The sequence below is a fragment of the Marinobacter daepoensis DSM 16072 genome (assembly GCF_000421165.1).
GTDB classification, from domain to species: Bacteria; Pseudomonadota; Gammaproteobacteria; order Pseudomonadales; family Oleiphilaceae; genus Marinobacter; species Marinobacter daepoensis.
Map to the genome: position 1 here is coordinate 182,156 of NZ_ATWI01000012.1, position 18,402 is coordinate 200,557.

General features: G+C 59.9%; 20 protein-coding genes. 6 read left to right on the forward strand and 14 right to left on the reverse strand.

Annotated elements, in window-relative coordinates; translation table 11 throughout:
• Nucleotides 1-16 precede the first annotated feature (16 nt).
• Both K325_RS0114740 and K325_RS0114745 read left to right on the forward strand, forming a co-directional pair.
• Nucleotides 17-1,060: an LLM class flavin-dependent oxidoreductase gene (locus K325_RS0114740; RefSeq protein ID WP_029655034.1), complete on the forward strand. Its 1,044-nt coding sequence runs from the start codon at nucleotides 17-19 to the stop codon at nucleotides 1,058-1,060.
• Between the two features lie 101 nt (nucleotides 1,061-1,161).
• Entirely contained in the window at nucleotides 1,162-2,613 is a 1,452-nt protein-coding gene (locus K325_RS0114745) for an NAD-dependent succinate-semialdehyde dehydrogenase (protein WP_029655035.1), read from the forward strand.
• Between the two features lie 90 nt (nucleotides 2,614-2,703).
• Here K325_RS0114745 and K325_RS0114750 read toward each other — a convergent pair whose 3' ends face one another.
• On the reverse strand, nucleotides 2,704-3,186 hold the full coding sequence (locus K325_RS0114750; RefSeq protein ID WP_029655036.1) for an HPP family protein: 483 nt from the start codon (nucleotides 3,184-3,186) through the stop codon (nucleotides 2,704-2,706).
• 96 nt (nucleotides 3,187-3,282) lie between these two features.
• Here K325_RS0114750 and K325_RS0114755 point away from each other — a divergent pair, with 96 nt between their 5' ends.
• Nucleotides 3,283-3,903, forward strand: coding sequence for a TetR/AcrR family transcriptional regulator (locus K325_RS0114755; protein ID WP_084694254.1), 621 nt, complete (start codon nucleotides 3,283-3,285; stop codon nucleotides 3,901-3,903).
• Nucleotides 3,904-3,947: 44 nt separating this feature from the next.
• Complete coding sequence (locus K325_RS18810; RefSeq protein WP_228128462.1) at nucleotides 3,948-4,841, forward strand: MliC family protein; 894 nt, start codon at nucleotides 3,948-3,950, stop codon at nucleotides 4,839-4,841.
• A gap of 21 nt (nucleotides 4,842-4,862) precedes the next feature.
• Here K325_RS18810 and K325_RS0114765 read toward each other — a convergent pair whose 3' ends face one another.
• The 13 genes from K325_RS0114765 to K325_RS0114825 all read right to left on the reverse strand — a co-directional run bounded on the left by K325_RS0114765 (nucleotide 4,863) and on the right by K325_RS0114825 (nucleotide 16,667).
• Nucleotides 4,863-5,816 (reverse strand): 5-oxoprolinase subunit C family protein, encoded by a 954-nt coding sequence (locus K325_RS0114765; RefSeq protein ID WP_029655039.1) that lies wholly within the window; start codon nucleotides 5,814-5,816, stop codon nucleotides 4,863-4,865.
• Nucleotides 5,813-6,541, reverse strand: a complete 729-nt coding sequence (locus K325_RS0114770; protein ID WP_029655040.1) for a 5-oxoprolinase subunit B family protein — start codon at nucleotides 6,539-6,541, stop codon at nucleotides 5,813-5,815. The genes K325_RS0114765 and K325_RS0114770 overlap by 4 nt, the downstream gene beginning before the upstream one ends.
• Complete coding sequence (locus K325_RS0114775; RefSeq protein WP_029655041.1) at nucleotides 6,538-7,293, reverse strand: 5-oxoprolinase subunit PxpA; 756 nt, start codon at nucleotides 7,291-7,293, stop codon at nucleotides 6,538-6,540. Before K325_RS0114775 ends, K325_RS0114770 begins: the two co-directional genes overlap by 4 nt.
• Nucleotides 7,290-8,090: a hypothetical protein gene (locus tag K325_RS0114780; protein ID WP_029655042.1), complete on the reverse strand. Its 801-nt coding sequence runs from the start codon at nucleotides 8,088-8,090 to the stop codon at nucleotides 7,290-7,292. Before K325_RS0114780 ends, K325_RS0114775 begins: the two co-directional genes overlap by 4 nt.
• On the reverse strand, nucleotides 8,084-9,457 hold the full coding sequence (locus K325_RS0114785) for an amidase (protein WP_029655043.1): 1,374 nt from the start codon (nucleotides 9,455-9,457) through the stop codon (nucleotides 8,084-8,086). Before K325_RS0114785 ends, K325_RS0114780 begins: the two co-directional genes overlap by 7 nt.
• Nucleotides 9,454-10,131: a DUF2848 domain-containing protein gene (locus K325_RS0114790; RefSeq protein WP_029655044.1), complete on the reverse strand. Its 678-nt coding sequence runs from the start codon at nucleotides 10,129-10,131 to the stop codon at nucleotides 9,454-9,456. Before K325_RS0114790 ends, K325_RS0114785 begins: the two co-directional genes overlap by 4 nt.
• A 33-nt stretch (nucleotides 10,132-10,164) precedes the next feature.
• A complete protein-coding gene (locus K325_RS0114795) occupies nucleotides 10,165-11,448 on the reverse strand; it encodes a TRAP transporter large permease (protein ID WP_029655045.1) in 1,284 nt (427 codons plus the stop codon).
• Nucleotides 11,448-12,041: a TRAP transporter small permease subunit gene (locus tag K325_RS0114800; RefSeq protein WP_029655046.1), complete on the reverse strand. Its 594-nt coding sequence runs from the start codon at nucleotides 12,039-12,041 to the stop codon at nucleotides 11,448-11,450. Before K325_RS0114800 ends, K325_RS0114795 begins: the two co-directional genes overlap by 1 nt.
• Nucleotides 12,042-12,104: 63 nt before the next feature.
• Nucleotides 12,105-13,166 carry a TRAP transporter substrate-binding protein gene (locus K325_RS0114805; RefSeq protein WP_029655047.1) on the reverse strand — a complete coding sequence of 354 codons (1,062 nt, stop codon included), beginning with the start codon at nucleotides 13,164-13,166 and terminating at the stop codon, nucleotides 12,105-12,107.
• A gap of 32 nt (nucleotides 13,167-13,198) precedes the next feature.
• A complete protein-coding gene (locus tag K325_RS0114810) occupies nucleotides 13,199-13,990 on the reverse strand; it encodes a putative hydro-lyase (protein ID WP_029655048.1) in 792 nt (263 codons plus the stop codon).
• 116 nt (nucleotides 13,991-14,106) lie between these two features.
• Nucleotides 14,107-14,991 (reverse strand): LysR family transcriptional regulator, encoded by an 885-nt coding sequence (locus tag K325_RS0114815; RefSeq protein ID WP_029655049.1) that lies wholly within the window; start codon nucleotides 14,989-14,991, stop codon nucleotides 14,107-14,109.
• Between the two features lie 105 nt (nucleotides 14,992-15,096).
• Nucleotides 15,097-15,825, reverse strand: coding sequence for a DUF4377 domain-containing protein (locus K325_RS0114820; RefSeq protein ID WP_156836608.1), 729 nt, complete (start codon nucleotides 15,823-15,825; stop codon nucleotides 15,097-15,099).
• A gap of 239 nt (nucleotides 15,826-16,064) precedes the next feature.
• Nucleotides 16,065-16,667, reverse strand: coding sequence for a cysteine hydrolase family protein (locus K325_RS0114825; RefSeq protein ID WP_029655051.1), 603 nt, complete (start codon nucleotides 16,665-16,667; stop codon nucleotides 16,065-16,067).
• A gap of 276 nt (nucleotides 16,668-16,943) precedes the next feature.
• Between K325_RS0114825 and yedE the strand changes: the two genes are divergently transcribed.
• Complete coding sequence (gene yedE / locus K325_RS0114830) at nucleotides 16,944-18,131, forward strand: selenium metabolism membrane protein YedE/FdhT (RefSeq protein ID WP_036193633.1); 1,188 nt, start codon at nucleotides 16,944-16,946, stop codon at nucleotides 18,129-18,131.
• 1 nt (nucleotide 18,132) lies between these two features.
• Nucleotides 18,133-18,372: a sulfurtransferase-like selenium metabolism protein YedF gene (yedF, locus tag K325_RS0114835; RefSeq protein WP_029655053.1), complete on the forward strand. Its 240-nt coding sequence runs from the start codon at nucleotides 18,133-18,135 to the stop codon at nucleotides 18,370-18,372.
• Nucleotides 18,373-18,402: the final 30 nt, after the last annotated feature.

Below are 18,402 nucleotides of genomic sequence, written 5' to 3' on the forward strand. Positions count from 1 at the left end.
CGGGGAGATTCAGACAATGCAGTTTTCGTTATTCCTTCATATGGAACGCTATCAGGGCGATAAGAGCCATCAGCAGCTGTTCGAAGAACTCTGTGAATTGGTCAAAATTGCCGAAGCCTCTGGTTTTCGCACGGCGTGGATTGGAGAGCACCATGGCATGCAATTTACCTCGTCGCCCAGCCCGGTGGCACAGCTGGCGTATCTGGCGGCCAAAACCGAGCGTATCCGGCTGGGCGCAGGGACGTTTGTGGCGCCCTTCTGGGACCCGATTCGACTGGCGGGTGAGGCCGCCTTGCTGGATGTCATCAGTGGCGGGCGGCTGGAATTTGGTATCGCTCGTGGCGCTTACCAGTTTGAGTTTGACCGACTGACGGCTGGTATGAACGCGTCCGAAGGCGGCGCAGCGTTGCGGGAGATGGTGCCGGCTATCCGCGGCCTGTGGCAGGGGGATTACAGTCATGAGGGTGAGGTGTACCGTTTCCCGACCACGACCAGTGTGCCCAAACCCCTGCAGCCGTCTCTGCCGCCGGTCTGGATTGCCGCCCGGGACCCAGCCTCCCATGATTTTGCGGTGGCTAATGGTTGCAATGTGATGGTGACAGCCCTGATGAAAGGGGACGAAGAGGTTGCGGATCTGGCTCGCAAGTTTGAGACAGCATGCGCGGCGCACCCCGGGGTTGAGCGGCCTGAACTTATGTTCCTGCGCCATACCTACGTTCATGAAGAAAGCGACCCGGAAGGCTGGCGTCGTGGAGCGGAAGCCCTGCAGCTTTTCTATCGCTATTTCCAGGCCTGGTTCAAGAACGACCAGACGCCGGTGGACGGCTTCTTTGAGCCGGCGACGGAAGCCGATGTTGCTGACAACCCGGAGTTTTCCCTTGAGAGCCTGCACCGCAATATGATGATTGGCACGCCGTCTGAGCTGGTTGAGAGGCTTAAAAAGTACGAAGCGCTGGGCGTGACGGAATACAGCTACTGGACCGACAACACTCTGCCGTTTGAGGAGAAAAAGCGGTCACTGGAGTTGTTTGCCTCTGAGGTTATGCCGCACTTCAGGTAAGTGTTAAAGACTGTGCAGGCGGGCGCTGACCGTCCGCCTGCTTTGAATAGCGGCTCTCGCTGTGACCGGAGCGTGTCGGTGGGGGCGAAAGAGGATGTACTATGAGTCTATTTGAGGCTGTAACCGGCGCCAATGTAGCTGCATTGATTGGTGGTGAATGGCGCCTTGGCACTCGGCATTTTGAGGTGGTTAATCCTGCCACTGGCGACACGGTTGCCCGGGTTGCTGATCTGGGCGCGGAAGACGCTCGCGAGGCCATTGCTGCGGCGGAGCAGGCGGGCAGGCTGTGGCGCCAGGTGTCCGTGAAAGAACGAGCCCGTCTGTTGCGGCGCTGGTTTGAGCTTGTTGTTCGTGAAACCGAGACGCTTGCCCGTCTTATGACTCTGGAGCAGGGCAAGCCTCTGGCTGAAGCTCGGGGAGAAGTGGCTTACGGGGCGTCTTTTATCGAATTCTTCGCGGAAGAAAGTAAGCGGATGATGGGCGAGTCCTCGCTGGGGCCAGATGCCAGCAAGCGCATACTGGTCACGCGTGAGCCTGTGGGTGTGGTGGCAGCGATTACACCGTGGAACTTTCCTCTGGCGATGATTACCCGTAAATGTGCTCCGGCCCTGGCTGCCGGTTGCAGTGTGGTGATCAAACCGGCGGAAGCGACGCCGTTGACGGCGCTGGCCCTGGCTCATCTGGCCCAGGAAGCGGGGATTCCGGAAGGGCTGATTAGCGTGGTGACCTGTGCCAGCCCGGCAGCGGTAGGCGATGTGCTGACGACAGACAGCCGGGTGCGCAAGGTCTCGTTCACAGGTTCAACGCCGGTTGGCAAGTATCTGTTGTCTCAGTGTGCGGGCACGGTCAAGAAGACCGCGATGGAATTGGGAGGTAATGCTCCGTTCATCGTTTTTGATGATGCAGATCTGGACGCTGCCGTTGAGGGCGCGATGGCCTCGAAGTTTCGTAATGCCGGCCAGACCTGTGTCTGTACCAACCGCTTCCTGGTCCAGAAAGGCGTCTACGACGCCTTTCTGGAGAAACTCACGAACCGGGTGCGCCAGCTTCGTGTCGGCAACGGCCTGGAAGAGGGTGTGACGATTGGCCCTTTGATCAATGCTGCGGCGGTCGATAAGGTGCAAAGTCATGTTCAGGACTGCCAGGCCAAGGGTGGCCGCCTGCTGTGTGGTGGCGGCATTCATGAGCTTGGGGGGAATTTCTTTGCACCGACGGTCATGGCCGATGTGACGGCAGAAATGCTGGTTGCCTCCGAAGAAACGTTTGGCCCCCTTGCTGCTGTTTTTCCTTTCGAGACGGAAGCGGAAGCCATTGCACTGGCAAACGATACGCCGTTTGGGCTGGCGGCTTATTTCTACACCCGGGACTATGGCCGTATTTTCCGCACACTGGAAGCCCTGGAATATGGCATGGTGGGTGTGAACGAAGGCTTGATATCAACCGAGCTGGCCCCCTTTGGGGGAATCAAAGAATCGGGGCTGGGGCGGGAAGGTTCTCACCATGGTCTGGATGACTTCACGGAGTTGAAATACGCCTGCCTGGGGGGCCTCTGACGCCCCCTGTCTGCAGTATTCACGTAATCCCAGAGCGCTTTTTAAAGGACGTGTTAAAGGCGCTCTGGTTCCTGTGGCCCGGGCAGCGGCTTACAGCCAGCGCTTGGGGTAAGGCTGACCGGAAATAAACCGGTGGTACAGCGCCCCGAAGGTCACAATCAGCAATGCGCCTGCCGCTACCGGCGTGATCAGGAAATCCCAGTGCTCACCGGCCAGCATGACCACCAGAGGGTTGGCTCCCGCCGGTGGGTGTGTGGTTTTGGTGATCAGCATCAGGCTGACGGCCAGGCCGACAGCTAATCCCATAGACCAGGGCGAGACGCCCGCCAGGGTGGCCACAGAAAGGCCGATGGCGGTGGTTAACAGGTGCCCGACGATAATGTTGCGGGGCTGTGCCAAAGGGCTGTCCGGCAAACCGAAGAGAATCACCATGGTGGCCCCAAAGGGTGCCATTAGCCAAACGGAAGACGAGGTTACGCCGCCCAGGCTGCTCAGGATGGTAATGCAGAGCATGGCCCCCAGGCCGGCTAAAAGTGGCACAAACAGGCGTGACGCGATCAGGCGTTGATACATAAGAAATCTCTAAGTAGACAGGTCGGTCTACTTAGAGTAGACAAGGCTGTCTACTGGTGTCAAGATCCGGGTATCGGTTTTGATGGGGATATCGTTATGGAGAAGCAAGACCTGCTCGTTCGTACGGCCTTCACGTTGTTCTACTCCCGGGGCATCCACGCGGTCGGTGTCAATCTGGTGCTGGCAGAGTCCGGGGTCGCGAAAAAAACGCTGTATCACCATTTCCCGAGCAAAGAGCATCTGATCGAAGCCACCATCCGGTATCGTGACCATCGTTACCGGGCCTGGCTGGCATCCCGGCTGACCCAGGTGCCTGCCGGAAAGGCGCCGTTGCTCGAAATCTTTAACGCCCTGGACGACTGGTTCAACAACCGGGTGCCGGATCTTGACCGTTTCCATGGGTGCTTCTTCATCAACGCCAGCGCTGAGTTCAGTGACCGGGAGCACGCCATTCATCAGGCCTGCGCCGAGCATAAAACCGCCATCGCGGAGCTGATTCGAAGCTATGTGGATAACCTCGCTTTGCCGGACGACCGGGCGGAAGCAATCACCCGCCTGATCGTTCTGCTGAAAGAGGGGGCAACCTCTATGGCTCATGTGCAGGGGCATCTGGATGCGGCGCTGCAGGCCAAAGCCCTGCTGGACAATGCCCTGAGCACGGAAGGCTTCGTCGGGCCGGGACTGCAGGGGCCTGAACGGAATGATAGGATGCTTTGAGTTTGAACCCGTCACATCTATGGAAGAACGCAGGAGTTAAGGCCATGTTGAGCAAGGCAGATTTTAAGGTGGGAGCAATGGCGGCCAGGCTGGGCCTGTTGGTGTTTCTGGTTGCCGGCGCAGGCTGTGCCAACCTGAGCGGTGGCAGCCCGGAACCCGAGTTGAGTGCGAACGGGCTCTGTTCTGAGGCATGGTACGAAGCCATCGAGCATCGGGTGCCCACTGGCGACGGGCAGGGCCACGGCCCGGATATTGGTTCGGACGAGTGGAAGTCGGTGATTGAATTCCGGCTTGGCATTCGTGGCCAGGCTGGCGTCCCGGGGCGGGACACCGACGCCTGGTGTCGTTACATTGAGTCGCTCGTTCAGGATTCAGCCACGGGCGAAACCAGCCGGGTGGAGGCAGTGTCACAACCGTCGTTTTCCTGTGAGGGCGTTGAGGCAGGAAGTACCGAGGCGATGATTTGTGCCAACCAGCGTTTATCGGCGCTCGACAGAGAGCTATCGGGGGTTTATGCCGCCGCTCTGGAAAAAGCGGAAAACCAGCATCCCTCTGTGCTCAGGGCAGAGCAGCGAGGTTGGATCAAAGGGCGCGATGATTGCTGGAAAGCGGATGATCGGTCTGAGTGCGTGGCACGTGAGTACCAACAGCGCATTGCCGAACTTCAGGCCCGCTATCAGTTGGTTCCATCCAAGGGCCCGTTCCGTTTCGCTTGTGATGGCAATCCCGCCAATGAGGTGATTGTGACCTTCTTTGAGACCGAGCCGTCGACGCTGGTTGCCGAACGTGGCGACCGTGTGTCGCTCATGTACCTGCAACCGAGCGCCAGCGGAAGCAAGTACCAGGGGCGCAATGAAATGTTCTGGGAACATCAGGGGCAAGCCACGATCGTATGGGGACACGACGCCCCGGACATGCAGTGTGTCAGGGTGAGGTAACGGGGCGTCGGCTTTTCGGAATCAGGCGTTGAACCCGGCCAGAAAAGCGCGGTATTCCCGGAGCACCGCTTCACTGCTGTGGGCGACCAGCCTGACTTCCTGTCCGGGGAGGCATTGGGCCAGCCGGGACGCGGCCAGCGGTGAAAGCGAGCCCAGTCTTGGATAGCCTCCGATGGTCTGGCGGTCGTTGAGCAACACGATCGGCTGGCCATCGGGTGGCACCTGGACCCCTCCGAGGTTGATCCCCTCTGAAATCAGGGAGCGGATTTGGCACTGTAATCGGGGGCCTGTCAGGCGCACTCCCATGCGGTCTGCCCGGTCATCTACCCGCCACCAGGCGTTGAATGCATCAAACAGGCTGCGGCCGGTGAACTCGGCAATCTGAGCGCCTGGCAGCAGGTCGAGCTGTGGTGGCTCCCGGAAATCCGGGCGGGCGTGGCCCGGGGCCTCGGTAAGGCCCTGCGTTGCGGGGGTGGTTGGTGTGAAGATGCGTAACTGGTCATCATCGGCCAGTTTTCGGCCATAGCCATCGAAGCCGCCCAGTTGCTCCCGGGCCACACAGGCCACACTGCCCATGGCCGGAGGCGCGGCAAAGCCGCCGTGAACGGACAGGTAGGCCCGCAGGCCGCTTGCCGGGGTGCCAAACGCCAGGGTCTGGCCCTCGGGCCAGTGTACCCGTTGCCAGAGCGGAACCGGCTTGCCCTCGAGGGTAGCGCCAAGGTCGGCCCCGGCAATGGCGATTTCAAGGTCGCGTTCGGCCACCAGTTGCAGCCCGCCAAAGGTGACTTCGAGGCTTGCCGAGCCCCAGGGGTTGCCGGCCAGGTGGTTGGCCCAGGCCCAGGAATACAGGTCGGCCGGACCGCCCTGAGTGACCCCCAGATGTCGGACGCCAAAGCGGCCCCGGTCCTGAAGCAGCGCAAGTGGCCCGGCCCGGCGAACCCGAATGGCGATGTCGGTTGCGGATTGGGGGGTCATTGGGCAGCCTCCATGGGGGTGGTGTCGCCTCCGTCACGTTCAAATGCGTCGCGAGAGACCGGGGCGAAACGTACCTGGTCGCCCACGTTCAGCAGGCTGAAGCCTTCTCTTTCACGGTCAAACAAGCGGGCACTGGTTCGGCCGAGAAGGTTCCAGCCGCCGGGGGTGGCTGTGGGATAGGCTGCGGTCTGACGTGCCGCAATGGCAACGCTGCCCACCGGGACTTTTTTACGGGGTGTGTCGAGCCTTGGGCATTCCAGCCGAGGGTCCGTCAGGCCCATGAAGGCAAAGCCTGGCGCAAAGCCCAGGGCAAAGACGCGGTAGGTTTTCTGGCTGTGGCACGCGATGACGTCGGCCACCGACAGGCCCGTGTGTTCTGCGACCCGCTCCAGATCTGGCCCGACGCTGGCATGGTAGTACGTGGGCAGTTCATGGATCTGGCTGGTGCTGGTACCGCCTTCCGGAGTCAGGCCTGTCAGCAGGGTGGTGATCGTCTGTTGTGCTTCAAACGGGCTCAGTTGTACCGGATCGAAAACCACCAGCAGGGTGGTGTAGGACGGCACAAGATCCACCAGCGCCGTTCCGAACGCCGATTCGCAGCGTTGCAGCAACGCGGTGATCCAGGGGAGGTTGGCTTCATCAATGGTGTCGAACAGCCGGACCATCCAGCCATCCAGTCCTGCAGATTCCAGCCGGGGCAGGGCGGTAGCGGATCGCGGGCTCATGCCTGGCTTCCCAGTGCCTGAATGGCCTCACGGATGGACTGGATCGCGGCAATGGAGTCGTTGTTGTCCCCGTGCACGCAGAGTGTGTCGGCGTTCAGCACGATCTCGCTGCCGTCGCTGGCGGTCAGTGGTTCGCCTTTGGCGATTCTGATGGCCTGCGCCAGGATTTCATCCGGGTCTTCGTGGACTGCCCCCGGCAGCCGCCGGGAAACCAGGTGTCCCTGAGGGTCGTAGGCCCGGTCTGCGAAGGCCTCAAACCACAGGGTGATGCCGTGCCGGTCGGCAATGTCCTGTACCATGGAGGTGTCGCAGGCAGCCATCGTCATCAACGGCAGGGAAGCATCGAAATCCTTGACCGCTCTGACCACCGCTTCGAATAGCCCGGGGTCGCGGATCATGTCGTTGTAGAGTGCGCCGTGGGGTTTCACGTAATGAAGCTGCAGGCCTTCGGCCCGACAGAGCCCGGACAAGGCACCAATCTGATACAGCACCAGGTCTTCCACTTCATCCGGCGAGCAGGCGATGGAGCGCCGGCCAAAACCAACCAGATCCGGATAGGATGGATGAGCGCCGACTTTCACCTGATGGGCCTTGGCCAAACGCACGGTGCGCCGGATAACGTGGGGGTCGGAAGCGTGGAAGCCGCAGGCTACGTTGGCCAGGTCGACGTGGGGCATCACGTGCTCATCCATACCCATGACCCAGGGGCCAAAGCTTTCGCCCATGTCGGCATTGATCAAAAGCGTTTTCATATACCCTCTCCTGTCTGCAGTGCGCGGTAACGCCATTGGCTGATGACAAAAATACCCAGGCTCACCGCGATGGAAGCCAGCAGGGACGTGGCGAAGGTGGCCATGGGCGGCAGCGTCTCCACCGTCAGAGCCAGTGCCACCGTAAAGGCCACGAGGCTGAGCATGCCTTTCTGGGCCATGCTCACGGTCGCCCTCGCGACGTCGGGGCCGTAACGTTCGTACAGTGTCCAGCCAATGGTGAACAGCCCCACCGGAAACCCAACCAATATACCGGAAAGGAAAGGCCCGGACTGTGCCGCCACAGTGGTTGCAATACTCACCAGGATACCGGCCAGCATGCCTCTCAGTAGTAAATCAAACCAGCCGGATCTGGCAACCACCACGGTTTGTTCCAGGTTCAACCGGCGGCGGATCATTTCGGCAATCAGGAGCACCAGCCCATAGACCAGGAGGCCTCCCCATACGCCTCCGGGAAGCAGGGAAAACAACAGGGAGGCGGGTATCCAGCTGCCCGTTGCCAGGGCCAGGCTGGTGAAAATGCCAAAGCGTCCGGCGGCCAGGACAAAGCAGATGGCAAACACCAGGGTGGCAATGAGCGCATGCAGTGTCGACAGGGCGGCGGCCTGCAGGAAGTCGGTAGAACGTTCCTGCAGCATGAAGAAATAACCGGGGCCCAGAATGATCGGCGTCCCTGCCAGAATGCCGCCAAGCCGTGGGCCCATCCTGCCGACGGCCACCGACACGCCGATAACCACCGCGGCGGTCGCCACCAGTTTTGCAACCAGAACGCTCAGCATGCGGTTTCTAGGGTCTCCTCAAGTCCGGCTGCGATGGCGAGTACGTCCCGGTCCGCGCCGTTCCGGCCAACCAGCATCAGGCCTGATGGCAGCGCCCCCGGCTCGTGGTTCGGGATGGTAATGGCACACAAATCCAACAGGTTGGCGACGGTTGGGTTGCGCAGCACCAGCAGGTTCAGGCGGCCATAATCTTCGTCCTGAGTGAGATCCTCAACGCGGGGAGGCGCAACCGGCACGGTGGGCGCAAGCAGTCCGTCGTAGGCCGACAGCCATTGGTCTGCCTGTTGAGTGCGGTGTTGCCGGCGCTGGAGCAACTCAATGTAGTCGGCGGCACTGAGAGCGGCGCCCCGTTCGATCCGGACGCGAACCCTTGGGTCGTACTGGTCTCCGTGCGAGGCCAGCCATTCCCGGTGAAGGTGGTAGCTTTCTGCGGCAGTAAAGCCGCCGCCTTCCAGCAGCTCCGGCAAGCTATCGAGGACAGGAACCGCTACCTCGTCGATGCGCGCACCGGCCGCGCGTAGCCGCTTCAGGCTCGTGGTGAAGGCTTCTGCAATTTCCGGCGCAACGTCGTCGAGCATGTAGTTCGACGGAACGGCAAAGCGCAGGCCGTCCAGTGGACGCGGCGTCAGTGTCTGAGCGCGCTGGCCGGCCAGGACAGCATCAAGCCGGGCGCAACAGTCCACGGTTCGGGCCATCGGGCCGATGGAATCCAGGCTGTCGGACAGCGGGAACGAGCCGTTGCGTGGAATGCGTTGCTGCGACGGTTTGAAACCGACCAGGCCACAGAAGGCCGAGGGAATGCGAACGGAGCCGCCCGTGTCGGACCCGATGGCCGCCGCGGCCATATTGCGGGCCACAGCGACCGCCGCCCCCGAGGAGGAGCCCCCGGGAATCCGGCCCGGCGCAATGGGGTTGTCGGGGGTGCCATAGTGGGGGTTGATGCCCAGCCCGGAATAGGCAAACTCGGTCATGTTGGTGTGTCCGGTGATTACCGCTCCCGCACTCCGCAGACGAGATACGATAAGGGCATCGGCTCCGGCGGGTGTTTTCCACCACTGGCTGCCGGCGTGGGTGACCTCGCCGGCAACGTCGAACAGCACTTTCAGGGCGATGGGCAGGCCGGCCAGCTCGCCCACCGGTGCCTGGGCGCTCCGTAGTGTATCCACCGCCCGGGCTTCCGCGACCGCCTGCCGGTCAAACCGGCCGGTGTAGATCTGTTGGTCCGGGTTGTCGCCACGGTCGATGTTGCTCAGGCAGGTTTCCAGCAGGTCGGTGGCCCGCCACTGGCCGGTTGCCAGACCGTCCAGCAGGTCTGCGAGGGACTCTGCCGGTAACGGTTTGAGAGGCTCAGATCTGAACTGCGTCATTTCACCACCGATAGTGTTTCAATGTTGTATGCGTGTTCCAGAGCGCGGCCTTTGACCGGGTCTGTCAGTACCATTCGGAACGCCTGAGCCGGGCGAACGCCGCCCATCACTGGCAGCGTCCCGCAGAGCATGGCCTGGCCCGGGGCCAGTTCGGTTTTGTCCAGGCCGAACCGGCGGAGCAGGTCTTCCGGGTGGAGCAGGCCTGTCACGCCACCTTGCTGATACGGTACTTCCTGGCCATCTATGGTCGCGAATGACGCCATCTGCAACTGGTCCCAGTGTTCAATCACATCGGCCAGCCACCAGACCTGACGACCGACCGGCTTGGCGCACACCTGTTTGGAGTGGGCGACCGACCAGGCTTCGGCCTCCCGGTCGGTGTGGTCCGAGCCGATCCCGACGAGGGTGCCGCGCTCGGTGCCAATCAGCAGAACTTCGATTTCGCCGCTGGTTTCGTTGCCCAGAAACTGAACATTCCCGTCGCTGGTGACCAGTCCCGCCGAGGCCCGATAGAACAGCGGGGTGCTGGAGGGCGGCGCAACCCCGATGGCTTTGAGTTCTTCAATATGCTCATCAATGCCGGCCTGCTCACGCCCGGCCCAGCCAGCAATAATCAGTTCGTTGATGGCAACGTTCAGCGTTTCGCCAGTCTCGGCCAGTTGAAATTCAGTCATCACGGGTCTCCTGTTGTTGTATGTTGATCAGCGTTAATTCAGCAGTTCCGGCAGGAACAGCGCGATTGAGGGGAACAGCACCAATGCGACGGCCATCAGGAGCATCATCGCGACGTACGGCAAAGCTCCGACCATCACGTCGTTGAAGGAGCCGCCCTGGCGCACGCCCTGAACCACATAAAGGTTGAGCCCGACAGGCGGTGTAATCAGTGCCATCTCAATCAGCAGGATCAGCAGGATGCCGAACCAGACCGGGTCAAAGCCCATGCCGATGATGATCGGTGCCACAATCGGAATGGTGATCACCATCAGAGACAGGGTTTCGATGAAGAAACCCAGGATGATGTACAGGGCAATGACCAGCAGCAGTGTTGAGTAGGGGCCAAGACCGGCGGCTTCCAGGAATGACGTCAGCTCCCGGGTGATGCCGGCAGAGGCCAGGACAAAATTCAGGAAGTACGACGCCATGATGATCAGCATGATCATGCCGGTGGTACGCATGGTGCCTTCCAGAGCTTCCAGGATCACGGACTTGCTCAGCTTGCCCATGATCGCGGCAATCACCATGGCCCCGATTACGCCGAGGGAGGCGGCTTCTGTGGGAGTCGCCCAGCCCGCATAGATCGACCCAACCACAATACCGAATAGCACCAGAACCGGGACCAGATGCCTCAGACCAGAGAGTCGCTCGCCCCAGGAGTGATGGGTGCTCGGGCCACCCAGAGAAGGGCGCCACAGGCAGATGAGTGCGGTGCCGATGATGAACAGCAAGGCCAGCAATAGCCCGGGTATCATGCCCGCCGCGAACAGCTGAGGGATGGAGGTTTCGGTCAGGAAGCCGTATACAATGAGGTTGATCGACGGTGGAATCATGATGCCGAGGGTGCCGCCCGCTGCGATGGACCCGGTGAACAGGCGCTGGTCGTACTTCAGGTCTTTGCCCTGAGGGATGGCAACGGTGCCAATGGTGGCAGCCGTCGCGACGCTTGAGCCGGAGGTGGCGGAAAACAGCGTTGCGGTACCTATGTTGGCGTGCAGCAGGCCACCTGGGAGCCAGGAGAACCAGCTTTCAAGGGCCCGGTAAGTGCCTTTGGCGATGCCGGTACGCACCAGAATCTCGCCCAGCAGAATAAACAGCGGAATGGCAATCAGCAGAAAGCTGTTTGACGCGGACCAGAGTACGTCGCCCATGGCGTTGACCAAGGGGAACGGTGAGAAAAACTCGTCCAGAAACAGCCCCAGAACGATCAGGGTGGCGGCCACCGGAACACTCAGCAGGAGCAGGACCAGCAGTACGGTCAGAGTGATCAGAATCATCAGTTGGTTTCCTTGTTCTCTTCGCTGATCTGTTCATCCAGCGTTGGACTGCCTGCCAGGCGCTGGACGTCGTTCACCTGGCCAGCCAGCAGCCCCAGGAGGACGCGAAGTGACATCAGCACAACCGCGATGGAAAACCACACCAGGCCCAGCAGCCATAACGCCTGAGGAATCCAGACCGGGGTGCCCAGCGGGGTGTTGGCCCGAGCCCCGCCACTGTAGGAGTGTTCCGCAACCTCAAAGGCGGCACCCACCACCAGAACGCAGAACAATGCCAGCGATAGCAAGGCGATCAGGTCCAGTACCCCCCGAAGGCTGACCGGCAGTTTCAGGTAGAGCGCATCAATCCGGATGTGGGCTTTTCGCATCAGGGTGTAGGCAAACGCCCAGCTGGTGCTGATGGCCATCACGTACCCGGTGATTTCGGTCGCGTGCAGATTCGAGCGGCCGAGCAACTGCCGCGACAGGATCTCGACGGTCACCAGGACGACGGTCAGCAGAATCAGAACGCCGCCTGCCCTGGCCAGCCAGAGCGAGCCGGACTGGACGCCCTGAAGAATCCGGTCGAGCCCGGAATTTATCTGTTCCAACATAGGGGTCTCCAGAACGGGCTGATGCGCACAGCCCGTTCTTTGTTTCTGCAAGGTTGGGGGAGTTTACTTGGAGGCTTTGAGGCCGGTAACGCTGCCGATGGTCTCGTTCCAGCGATCTACCCAGCGCTGATCAACCCGAGCCGCCCAGTTTGGCAGCAGGGTTTCTTCCAGATGACGGGATACCTGCTCGAAATCGCTGTCTGTGGCCTTCACCAGAACCATGTTGCCAGGCTCGCCGCGGGAGCATTCGCCCTCGCCGGTCAGGCAGGCAATGCCTTCTTTGGTTTCATCAACGGCAGAGGCCCAGACCGGCGCTTCGTAGTTTTCCTTCAGTTCCTTGAGCAGCCATTCCTGGGTGTCCGGGGACAGGGAGCGCCATTTCTTGCCGTTCATGGCGGTGACCACATGATCCCAGCCACCCACCGGGAGTGGGTACAGGTGCGTGGCCACTTCGTACCACCCGGAGCTGTAGCCAGACAGCGAACCGGTTACTGCGCAGTCAATGACGCCGCGCTGAAGGGCGCCGGGTACTTCGCTGTAGTTCAGTGTGATGCCTTCGGCGCCCACGGCTTCCAGAAACTCTGCGGTTGTCCGGCCACTGGCGCGCACCTTTTTGTCTTTCAGATCAGACAGGCTGCTGATTTCGGTGTTGCAGAACACCACCTGTGATGGGTACGGGGCCACGGCCAGGACCTTGGCGCCGTCGAAGCGCTCGCTGAAGGCTTCGTCCAGAACCGGCCAGTAGGCTTCGGCCACCTGTCGGGCCGTTTCCACATCCGGTGCCATCATGGGCATGTCCAGCCCCTCCAGCTCCGGCGCGTCCTGAACCGCATAGTCCGCCACGGTGGAGGTCACTTCGATGACGTTGCGGGCCATGAGGCGATAGACCTCGCCACCGCCCAGCCCCATCTGATCAAAGGTGGTCACGGCGGTGGACAGGTTGCCACCAGACGCTTCGGGAATGTGCTTGCTCCAGAACGGATTCTCAAAGTTCTGATACAGCGACAGACTGCTCCAGCTGCCGACGTAGGCAAAGCTGGTTTTATCAATCTCCTGAGCGGAAGTCTGCCCTGCCAGAGCAAGTGCAAACGCGGTCGCAGCGATGGTCTGTTTTTTGTTGATCATAAAGTTTCCTCTTCTCTTTTTGTTGCCAGGGACTACAGCAGGGCAACCTGGCTCTCGGGAATGTCGGTTACCAACATATGGCCCGGGCTGTGGGTAATGGCGAACGGCACACCGGCATCCATCAGCACCTGCTGGGGCGTGACCCCACACGCCCAGAAAACGGGCGTTTCATCAGCATGAATGGATACTGGATCACCATAGTCCGGTTTCATCAGATCAGAAATGCCAATCCGGGCCGGGTCGCCAAAGTGCACGGGTGCGCCATGGGCCTGCGGGTACCGCGTTGTGATCTGGATGGCCCGGATGGCCTGAGTGGCCAGGAACGGGCGCATTGATACCACCATCTGGCCAGAAAATCCTCCGGCTGTTTGCAGTGGGATTGACGTTTTAAACATCGGCACGTTGCGACCTTCGTCAATATGACGAACGGCGACGCCGTTCTGCACCAGTGCGTGTTCGAAGCTGAACGAACAACCCAGGGCAAAGGTCACAAGGTCGTCCCGCCACAGATCAGACACATCACCGGAGGTGCCTGCCAACTCGCCTTCGCGGTAGACACAGTAGGACGGGACGTCACGGGCGATGTCCAGATCCTCTGCCAGAATCTCACAGCCCCGCTGGCCGGGTTCACTGACGGCAATCAATGGGCAGGGCTTCGGGTTGGCCTGGCAGAAACGCAAAAAGCCATTCGCCTGGGCTTCCGGCAAGATCACCAGATTAACCTGAACGAAACCGTTGGCCAGCCCGGCGGTTGGGCCGGTAAGGCTACCATCACGAGCCTGGTGCCTGACGGCCCGAGCAGGGGAAGGGTTGTAGCTGATCATTTTTTCGCCTTGTAATGGTTTGTACCTAAATTAAGGCAAAAGCATTGATCAGTTCCAATCGATATTTAGAATTTAAATTGATCGAAAAAGCTGATCAGTTCCAGGCTGCATCTTTTTCAGCCGTTGTCGGACGCAACCAGAGCCAGCGAAAGGTCGGCAATGGCGCGCACCACATGGCCGCCGGGAGCTGTCATATACGCGACGTTGAAGACCAGGTCAGGTACGTTGGCTTCCACCTCAAGCTCTCGCAGTTTTCCCGATTCAAGTTCACTGGTGACAATCTCGCGGGGCAACGCACTGACCCCCATGCCGTCTACGGTCATTCGGATAATGGTGGAAAGTGAGGAGCTGGAGTGAATCTGAATCGAGCGCCCCACCGGATGGATCAGCGACCGGATATAGGTGTGCGGCTCACTCATGCGCGGGTAGGTGATGATCGGGGTCCGGGCCAGAGCGGACAGGGTGATGGGGTTTTCCGGCAGTGTCATTTTCTCACTGGCGACCCAGGTCAGGGAATAACTGCAGAAGTGCTTGGTGACAAACCCTTCATGCCGCACGTCGCCAATCAGGAAGGCAATGTCGATTTCCCGTTTGATGAGTTTCTCGGCCAGACAGACCGAGATATCCACATCAAGCTCAAGGTTGATGGCCGGATAGGTCTCGTTGATCCGTTCGATCAGTTTGGGCAGCCAGGTGTAAGCGATGGTTTCGGCGACGCCCAGCCGAATGGTGCCATGGATGGACTCCGGGTCGGCGACCTTCTCCAAGAGCTCCTGATGCAGTTCCAGAATCTTCTCGGCGTATATCAGAAGTTCGCGCCCTTTGGCGGTCAGCACCGCGCTGCGGCCAGAGCGGTCAAACAGCTCCACGCCGAGTTCGTCCTCCAGGCCTGAAATGCGGGCAGAAATGGTGGGCTGGGAAGCATACAGCTTCTCGCCTGTGGCCCGGAAACTGCCCAGTTTGGCAATCCAGTAAAAGGTTTCGAGGGATCGGATGTTCATGAATGGCCTGTTAAGAACGCCTGTCAGGATAAGTGCGGCTTGGACTCTGCGCTCACCATAAATCCCGCTGGCGGAAAATAACAGGCCTTGTTGAGGACCCGGGGGTCAATCCGTTTTCTGGAAGGACAGCATGGGCTGACCGCGGGCATCCAGCAGGTGCAGTTTCAGGCCCTGCAGAGAGTAGCCCCGGACGTTGCTGAGACGTTGCTGGAACTGGTCTGGAACCTCCATGTTGAGGCAGGCCATCTGGGTGGCCGCAATCGGACCAAAGACCATCTTGTCGGCGGTGACCTCCTGAATGCCGCCAAACACGCGGTTGCAGCCGTCGGTACCGGAGACTCTCATTTCCTGGAGGTTGATCTCCAGGCGAGGCCGTTGCCTTTCGTTACTGAGCTCCAGCGGCTGGCCTTCAATGGCTTCAAGCACCCAGATGTCGTGAAGGCGAAGTTTGCTGTCTGCCTGCTTTTCAAGCACTTCAACCAGTTCGTAGGCGATGGACGAGGCATCAGCGGGTACCTTATCTGCCGGAAGGCGAGTTTCTTTTACCCGGAGTTTGTAGAGGTAACCCTGTTCGTAGTCAAAGCCCTGGATCGGTGCGTAAAACATTTGCCAGTCACCAGATACCTGTTTTTCTCCTTTCTGCACCTGCAGGCACTTCATGGGGCCTACGCCAACGCAGTCGGCTTTCAGGCTGTTGACCCAGTAAGTTTGCGTGGTGGGCTCTGCGGCAGAGGAGCCGGTGCTGGCAGAGTTCAGGGCCGAGCACCCGGCCAACAGGGATGTGCTCAGGGCGGCGGCGATGGAAGCGCGCACCAGATTCTTGGTTCTCATCATAAACCTCCGGGGAATGCCGGGCCGGCGTGCTTCTGAGGGCGTCGCCTGCCTGGCAAATTCGATGTCTGTCTGACGAAGACTAGCACTTTGTGGGGGGAAAGATGATAGGAAGGTAACGAATATGCCCGTACCTTGCGAAGATTTAAGCTGGGCGCGGCTGACGCCGGGGCGATAGCCAGGGCTCCGTTCCGTTGTGCTGACGGGAGGGGGGCCCGGGCCGGTAAAACGAGGGCGAATGGTCAGTCGGGCACGTCTGCCGGGGACGGGACCACCGCCGAGGGCAGGTCGGAAAGGGCCGCCAGGGCGGCTTCGTGCACCTGGCCGGAGGGGACGGTGTTCCCGGAAGCTCTGGACGGCAAGGCACGGGTGGCCGTGGCTGAGGCCACCACGGTCGGGTTGTAGCCAAGTGAGAACGCGCCCCGGGCCGTCGAGTTCACACACATGTGAGACATGAACCCGGCCAGAATCAGATTCTGAACACCAGCCTGCCTGAGCTGGGCATCCAGATCGGTCTGGGTAAACGAGTTCGGAAAGTTTTTGGTAATCACCGGTTCGCCCGGGGCGGGCGCGACCACGTCTGCGATCTGGCCAATGGGGGCCGTGAGGTCGTAGGGGGAACCCGCGCCTGCATCGTGCTGAATGTGAAACACGGGGCGCCCGGCTGCCCGGAAACGATCAAGCAGGGTTCGGCACTCCTGCAACGCGGGCTCTACGCCGTCCAGTTTCATGATGCCTTCGCGATAGGTGTTCTGGGCGTCAATAATCACCAGAGCCGAATCGCTGATGGCGCTGGCGCTGTTACCCAGGCCAACGATGTCCCGCAGGGTTGTCAGATCACTCATGATGCTTCCTTCTCTTGGCTGGCAACCGCCCGGTATCGGTGTGAGCGGGCTTCGTTGCAATGAATAACCGGTTCCAGAACCGACCCAACACTGGCACGTTACGCGGCCCAGTGGGGGCGGAATATCGGCATAAAGGCTGAATTTATCCGGCCTCCGGAGCCAGTACCAAAGTGTTGAGTGCTCGGAGTGGTATCGAGGTCGCCGTAGGCCTACCATACCTCAGCATACCGAAATGTCTGTCAGATCAAAGATATCGATCAAAAGGATGTGAGCGTCATGGTTAAACCTGTTTTTCAGCGGTACTGGAATCCATACATTGTGTTGGTCGCGGCAGGCCTGCTCAGCGCCCTGTACTTTGGGCTGACCGGTACCGTGTGGGCCGTCACCGGGGAATTTACCCGGCTGGGGGGAGAAGTTCTGCAAGTGCTTGGGGTGGATGTTTCCGGGTGGCAGTATTATCAGATGATCAAGCTTGAGGGCTCTACCTGGAGTCGCCCTGATGGCTGGATTGTATGGGGCATGTTCATCGGGGCGCTGATGATGGTGCTGTTGAGCAACAGCTTCAAGATACGGTTGCCTCAACACAAGCGCCGCTATGTACAAGGTTTTGTCGGTGGCATTATTGCAGGCTTTGGTGCGCGCCTGGCGCTGGGATGTAATCTGGCAGCGTTCTTTACCGGGGTGCCTCAGTTTTCGTTTCACTCCTGGATATTCATTGTTGCCACGGGCGTAGGGACTTTTTTCGGAGCCAAGTTGACCAGAATGCCTTGGTGGAAGGGCAAACCAACACTGGTCCGTGGGGCCGTCAGGGGGTCTGACGTCAAAGTGCGCGTTATTCAGCCCTATCTTGGGGCGGTTATTGCGCTTGTTTATCTGGGGTTTGTGGGTTACCTGTTCTCGACAGGCCAGGGTCTGCTTGGGCTGGGGGCGCTGTTTGGTCTTGCTTTCGGAATACTTATTGAACGCGGGCAGGTCTGTTTTACCTCGGCTTTCCGGGACTTGTTTCTGGTGGGGCGGAGCCTGATGGCCAAGGCCATTGTGATCGGAATGGCTGCCAGTTCTGTTATTACCTTTGTTGTTATCAGCGTCTATGGTTTGCCACCGATTACTCAGGTAGCGGCTCTCAGCACTCTGGTGGGAGGGGGATTATTCGGCTTGGGTATTGTGATGGCATCGGGTTGTGAAACGGGCATGATGTACCGGTTGATGGAGGGTCAGGTGCTGTTTCTGCCCGTTTTTGTCGGTAACGTTATCGGTGCGACGGTGCTGGCGTATGGGTGGGACAACCTTGGTATCTACGATGCCTTGGTGAAAAGTGGTGAGAAGATCAACCTGATCGACACGGTAGGCCCGCTGGGTGCTATTCTTGGGACCCTCGCGATGCTTGGCATTCTGTATGCGTTAACCGTGTATCGGGAGAAGAATTATCACCGTAACTTTGGATTGAAAGGAGGCATTGCATAACATGGAAAGTGTGAGAGAAGCTGACTTTACGCTGGATTTACGAGGTGAATCCTGTCCGTACCCTGTTATCTACACTTTGGAAGCGCTGGATGGCATGAAGCCGGGGGAGCTTTTGCAGGTGATTACGGATTGCCCTGGTTCGTTTCGAAACGTGCCAGAAGAGGCGGTTGCTCACGGCTATACCCTGGCACGGAGCCCTGTGAAAAATGGTCAGGAGTACCTTTTTTACATTCTTGCCTAGTGCATGGGCTGCTGCCTGGCATCTCCGATG

Bases quoted from the DNA above. Each gene is read 5' to 3' on its own strand.
- K325_RS18810 (WP_228128462.1), top strand. From the start codon at position 3,948: ATGTTGAGCAAGGCAGATTTTAAGGTGGGAGCAATGGCGGCCAGGCTG.
- K325_RS0114755 (WP_084694254.1), top strand. From the start codon at position 3,283: ATGGAGAAGCAAGACCTGCTCGTTCGTACGGCCTTCACGTTGTTCTAC.
- K325_RS0114765 (WP_029655039.1), bottom strand. From the start codon at position 5,816: ATGACCCCCCAATCCGCAACCGACATCGCCATTCGGGTTCGCCGGGCC.
- K325_RS0114770 (WP_029655040.1), bottom strand. From the start codon at position 6,541: ATGAGCCCGCGATCCGCTACCGCCCTGCCCCGGCTGGAATCTGCAGGA.
- K325_RS0114795 (WP_029655045.1), bottom strand. From the start codon at position 11,448: ATGATTCTGATCACTCTGACCGTACTGCTGGTCCTGCTCCTGCTGAGT.
- K325_RS0114750 (WP_029655036.1), bottom strand. From the start codon at position 3,186: ATGTATCAACGCCTGATCGCGTCACGCCTGTTTGTGCCACTTTTAGCC.
- K325_RS0114740 (WP_029655034.1), top strand. From the start codon at position 17: ATGCAGTTTTCGTTATTCCTTCATATGGAACGCTATCAGGGCGATAAG.
- K325_RS0114800 (WP_029655046.1), bottom strand. From the start codon at position 12,041: ATGTTGGAACAGATAAATTCCGGGCTCGACCGGATTCTTCAGGGCGTC.
- K325_RS0114785 (WP_029655043.1), bottom strand. From the start codon at position 9,457: ATGACGCAGTTCAGATCTGAGCCTCTCAAACCGTTACCGGCAGAGTCC.
- K325_RS0114745 (WP_029655035.1), top strand. From the start codon at position 1,162: ATGAGTCTATTTGAGGCTGTAACCGGCGCCAATGTAGCTGCATTGATT.
- yedE (WP_036193633.1), top strand. From the start codon at position 16,944: ATGGTTAAACCTGTTTTTCAGCGGTACTGGAATCCATACATTGTGTTG.
- K325_RS0114815 (WP_029655049.1), bottom strand. From the start codon at position 14,991: ATGAACATCCGATCCCTCGAAACCTTTTACTGGATTGCCAAACTGGGC.
- K325_RS0114805 (WP_029655047.1), bottom strand. From the start codon at position 13,166: ATGATCAACAAAAAACAGACCATCGCTGCGACCGCGTTTGCACTTGCT.
- K325_RS0114810 (WP_029655048.1), bottom strand. From the start codon at position 13,990: ATGATCAGCTACAACCCTTCCCCTGCTCGGGCCGTCAGGCACCAGGCT.
- K325_RS0114820 (WP_156836608.1), bottom strand. From the start codon at position 15,825: ATGATGAGAACCAAGAATCTGGTGCGCGCTTCCATCGCCGCCGCCCTG.
- K325_RS0114825 (WP_029655051.1), bottom strand. From the start codon at position 16,667: ATGAGTGATCTGACAACCCTGCGGGACATCGTTGGCCTGGGTAACAGC.
- yedF (WP_029655053.1), top strand. From the start codon at position 18,133: ATGGAAAGTGTGAGAGAAGCTGACTTTACGCTGGATTTACGAGGTGAA.
- K325_RS0114790 (WP_029655044.1), bottom strand. From the start codon at position 10,131: ATGACTGAATTTCAACTGGCCGAGACTGGCGAAACGCTGAACGTTGCC.
- K325_RS0114780 (WP_029655042.1), bottom strand. From the start codon at position 8,090: ATGCTGAGCGTTCTGGTTGCAAAACTGGTGGCGACCGCCGCGGTGGTT.
- K325_RS0114775 (WP_029655041.1), bottom strand. From the start codon at position 7,293: ATGAAAACGCTTTTGATCAATGCCGACATGGGCGAAAGCTTTGGCCCC.